The 4,046-nt window shown below is 43.8% G+C and carries 5 protein-coding genes; all 5 read right to left on the bottom strand.

Annotated elements, in window-relative coordinates; genetic code table 11:
* Window positions 1-37: 37 nt before the first annotated feature.
* From ABFQ95_07895 to ABFQ95_07875, 5 genes are read right to left on the bottom strand one after another with little or no spacing between them, the layout of a single operon-like run.
* On the bottom strand, window positions 38-424 hold the full coding sequence (locus tag ABFQ95_07895) for a cytochrome c-type biogenesis protein (GenBank protein MEN8237443.1): 387 nt from the start codon (window positions 422-424) through the stop codon (window positions 38-40).
* Window positions 424-2,346, bottom strand: a complete 1,923-nt coding sequence (locus ABFQ95_07890; protein ID MEN8237442.1) for a heme lyase CcmF/NrfE family subunit — start codon at window positions 2,344-2,346, stop codon at window positions 424-426. The genes ABFQ95_07895 and ABFQ95_07890 overlap by 1 nt, the downstream gene beginning before the upstream one ends.
* On the bottom strand, window positions 2,309-2,719 hold the full coding sequence (ccmE, locus tag ABFQ95_07885; GenBank protein ID MEN8237441.1) for a cytochrome c maturation protein CcmE: 411 nt from the start codon (window positions 2,717-2,719) through the stop codon (window positions 2,309-2,311). The genes ABFQ95_07890 and ccmE overlap by 38 nt, the downstream gene beginning before the upstream one ends.
* Before the next feature lie 9 nt (window positions 2,720-2,728).
* Window positions 2,729-2,875, bottom strand: a complete 147-nt coding sequence (gene ccmD / locus ABFQ95_07880; protein ID MEN8237440.1) for a heme exporter protein CcmD — start codon at window positions 2,873-2,875, stop codon at window positions 2,729-2,731.
* Window positions 2,872-3,666, bottom strand: coding sequence for a heme ABC transporter permease (locus tag ABFQ95_07875; protein MEN8237439.1), 795 nt, complete (start codon window positions 3,664-3,666; stop codon window positions 2,872-2,874). Before ABFQ95_07875 ends, ccmD begins: the two co-directional genes overlap by 4 nt.
* Between the last annotated feature and the right edge of the window lie 380 nt (window positions 3,667-4,046).

Here is a 4,046-nt window from a genome sequence, read left to right as displayed (position 1 = left end):
TGAACATTTGAGCACCTACCTTCCTGGTGAAGATACCTCAATCTTTACGGGACGGCAACAGATGCGACAGAACCGTATTCAAGGTGTGAGGAATAAACCAAATCAACAAACCCAACCCGAACGTAACAAAGGGCAAGAACCATAAAAGGTAGGTGCTTGGTGTTAGCGGCGGGGTCAGAAGAATATGCTCTCCGTAGCGCTCAGTAAGTTCGGTGATAATTTCTTGCTCGGTTTTGTTTTGGGCAAGCCTCTGGGAAATTATTCTGCGGATTTCTTTAGCAGCGGAAGCTTGAGAATCAGCAACCGATTGAGCTACACAGGTTGGGCATTTTAACTGTTCGGCAATAGCACGGGTTTTAGTAACTTGTGCAGCTTGAGCCATACAAGTAACATTCAAAAAAATCAGGTATAATAGCCAGCGCATTAGGTTTGTCTCCAGTTTGTTGTAATCAGAGCTAAAAATCCACCTAATGCCATAATAACTGCTCCAAACCATATCCATAGAACAAAAGGATGCCATGTAAGTGATATCAACCACTTGTCATCGCTTAAGAATTCTCCAAGCGAGATATACATGTGCGAGAACCCATCGCGTAATAATCCCGTTTTCGACGTAATGATTTTCTGTTGGGTGTAAAGCCGTCTTTGGGCCGTGGCCAGCTTTTTATCATCCATCGTAAAAGACGCATTCATTGCTTGAAAATACGGAGCTGTAATTTGTTGTGTACCCACGAATTGAACCAAATGCCCTGCAAGTTGGGTGTGTTGGCCTGGCTTTAGGGCAAGCTGCTGGTGTTGTTGCCAAAAGACATCGCTGGTCATACCAACAAGTGTCATGGCAAATCCAAGGTGTGCAAGCGTCATATTCAGTGTTTTTCGAGGAATTTTTTTTAGGGTGCGTGCGTTGTGCCAGATCCCCAACAGGGTCGTTGAGACAATCCAAGCAGCAAATCCTAAGGCAGCACTTGCCATTAACGGTGCTTGCTTATTTAAGACCCAAACCAGCAAGAAAACTACCATGGTTGCAATGAAGGCGGGCAGCAGCTTTTCGCACAAAGTGGTGAATGATTGAGGCTTCCAGGATTGTAGGGCTGCAAATCCCATCATTACCATCAGGGGCAGTGCCAAAGGAACTAGCAGGGTATTAAAGTAAGGAGCGCCGACGGATATTTTTTGCCCCGTCATTGCCTCAAGCCCAATGGGATAGAATGTTGCAAACAGGATAGTGGCACTGAGGAAAAAGAAGCCAATGCTGGCTAAAAACAATGTACCTTCACGGGAAAGTAATGAGGTGTTGGGGGGCTTGCTCTGTAACTTTTTGAATGCAAAAAGCAGATAACTTGTAATTATAATAGCCCCTACAAGAATCACTAGAAACACGCCGCGATTTGGGTCAATGGCAAAGGCATGTACTGTAGTGACCAATCCGGATCTGACAAAAACAATACCTATGAGACACACAACAAACGTAGTTAGGCTCAATAATAGACTCCAATTTTTGAGTGTGTTTTGCTTTTGTGTAACATTCAGTGAGTGTATCAATGTAGTACTGGTGATCCAGGGGACCAGGGCTGCGTTTTCAACCGGATCCCAAAACCACCAACCGCCCCAGCCTAATTCGTAATAGGCCCACCAGCTACCCCAGGCAAGACCAATGGTTAACAAGCTCCAAGATAAAAGATTCCAGGATTGCAAGGAATATACCCAGGATTGATCCTTGCCCTTTTGCCAAAGCACAGTAATTGCTTGGGCAAACACCAGAGAAAACCCTGCATAGCTCAGATAGAGAATGGGAGGATGAAAGCCAAGTGAGAAATCTTCTAGGAGCGGATTCAATCCTTGAGCAGGAATAGATTGGTTGATGAGACGCACAAACGGATTGGAAGTAAAAATCAGGAATAGGTAAAAACCTACGATTGTCACCCCATGAATACTAAGGGTTTTAGCTCTATAATCAGGGGGGGCATGACGATTAAAGATCGCAAAAAGTGCCCCGACCAGGCTTAAGAAAAAGAGCCATAGCAGCCAAGATCCTTCATGGTTGCTCCACAGGGCGATTAATTTGTAGAGAACTGGAAGCTGCATTTGTGAATTCAGAGCAACATTGACGACTGAAGTGTCTGAATTAATGTAGAGAGTTATAAGGCGTATCAGAGCTGAACCTGTAGCTAGGCACTGTAATATCGCGCAGGTTTCTATGAGTGCGCCCCACTTTTGTTGTTTGAAAAAGGAACCCTTTAACAAAACAACCCCTGAAGCCCTGCACAAACCACTGCCAGAACCACGCCATAAAACCCACAGTCCATGTTCATAATGAAGCTCCCGGGGGTCGGTAATTCTCATCATGCTTGGCAAGAATCCGGTCAGCGATTAGTTTGTTTTGAAGGGTCAATATTCCTTCGGCAACAACCCCCTGATCTTCAGCAAATAAATTAGGAAGGGCCCCTTTATAATAAACACGAAGGAGATTTTTATGGTCCGTGATGACAAATTCTAAGGCACTATGGTCTTGTGTGTGGGTTATGCTTCCCCTGACTACATAACCACCGACACGAATGCGCTGTCCAGGCTTGATTTGACTTGATTTTACTTGCACGTCACTGGGTGTGTAAAAGTAGACAATATTATCCTCTAAGGTCCTCAGCACAATAAACAAAGCAAGACTTATCGAGAGAGCTCCAATGATAACAAACCACAATCTTTGTGTTTTTTGTTTCATTAGAATATTTTATGTTTTTGAGGAAGGATGTTCCTTCTCAAGTTGTATCAATTCTTGTGCGGCTTTAGATTTTTGTCGCCAACTGATCAGCAAAAGTGTGCCAAGTACAAACAAGCTAGCAGCGTATCCGAGTCCTATATAATCCATTGCAGTCATTGAATGCCCTGCACAATCCGGATTTGTAGAGATTTTCGTCTCTGCTGCGCCCATTCTTTCTCAACTCTTATGATGAGTACCAGCAGGAAATATCCTATAAAAGCAACCAGCATGAGCATCAGCGGTACCAGCATACTGTTATGAATCGCAGGTTTGCCCCATTTTAAAAGGCTTGCGGGCTGATGCAGCGTGTACCACCAGTTGACAGAAAACTTGATGATGGGGATATTGAGCACGCCCACAAGTAACAATATACTTCCCATTTGCTGGCCATAGTAGGTGTTTTCAAAGGACTGAACCAGCAACAGATAACCGGCATAGAGAAAAAAGAGAATCAACATGCTGGTTAGCCTTGCATCCCAAACCCACCAGGCACCCCAAGTTGGTTTGCCCCACAGTGATCCAGTGATCAAACTCAAAAGTGCAAAACAAATGCCAATCGGCGCAGCGGCTTTCACAATCAGACTTGCAAATGGATTTCTCCAAATAAGATGGATAGCGCTTAACCCTGCCATCAGCGTGTAGATGCCAAGAGCCAACCATGAGGCTGGCACATGGATATACATCATGCGTACCATTTCTCCTTGACGGTAATCTGCTGGCGAAAGAAAAAGTCCCCAATATATACCTAGAGTAGAGCTGACCATGGTAAAGAGAAACACCCAAGACTTTAAGTTTCTAGAAAGTTCGAAAAAAGGTGCGGGTTTGAGTAAATTATGCAAGGTCTGTACAAGTCCATCATTGGCTGTTCTATCTGAGGCCAAAGTAGCGTAAAAGGGTATCTCTGACAATTGTTTTGCCTAGGTTAATTAGGACATATCACGTGTTACCGACAATCCCATTTCTTTGGCTCTTTTGCGTTTTGAGTGGGTAAGCTAAATTTTTTTTCTAATCAAAAAGTTCGATACTAACTCCCTCAGTGAAGTAAAAAGCAGCAGTAGTTAAAACCATAATCGACTCAAGTGCCTTATTTTCCAGGGCATCACGGATGACATCTCTTGAGTATACTTCTGATATTCAAAAAGATCCAAAGAAGCAATGTTTAGATGTTAGGATAATATTTGTACAAGATAGTACTTTTGCTTATAAAGATGGGGAGTCAGGAGAGGAACTATACTGAGACCCATTTTTGTCGCAAATTCGTGGGGGCTCATTGCCGCCCCCACGAATT

It is taken from the genome of Pseudomonadota bacterium (assembly GCA_039714795.1).
In the GTDB taxonomy this organism is placed as follows: domain Bacteria; phylum Pseudomonadota; class Alphaproteobacteria; order JAGOMX01; family JAGOMX01; genus JBDLIP01.
This window is presented reverse-complemented; position numbering and strand designations above follow the sequence as displayed.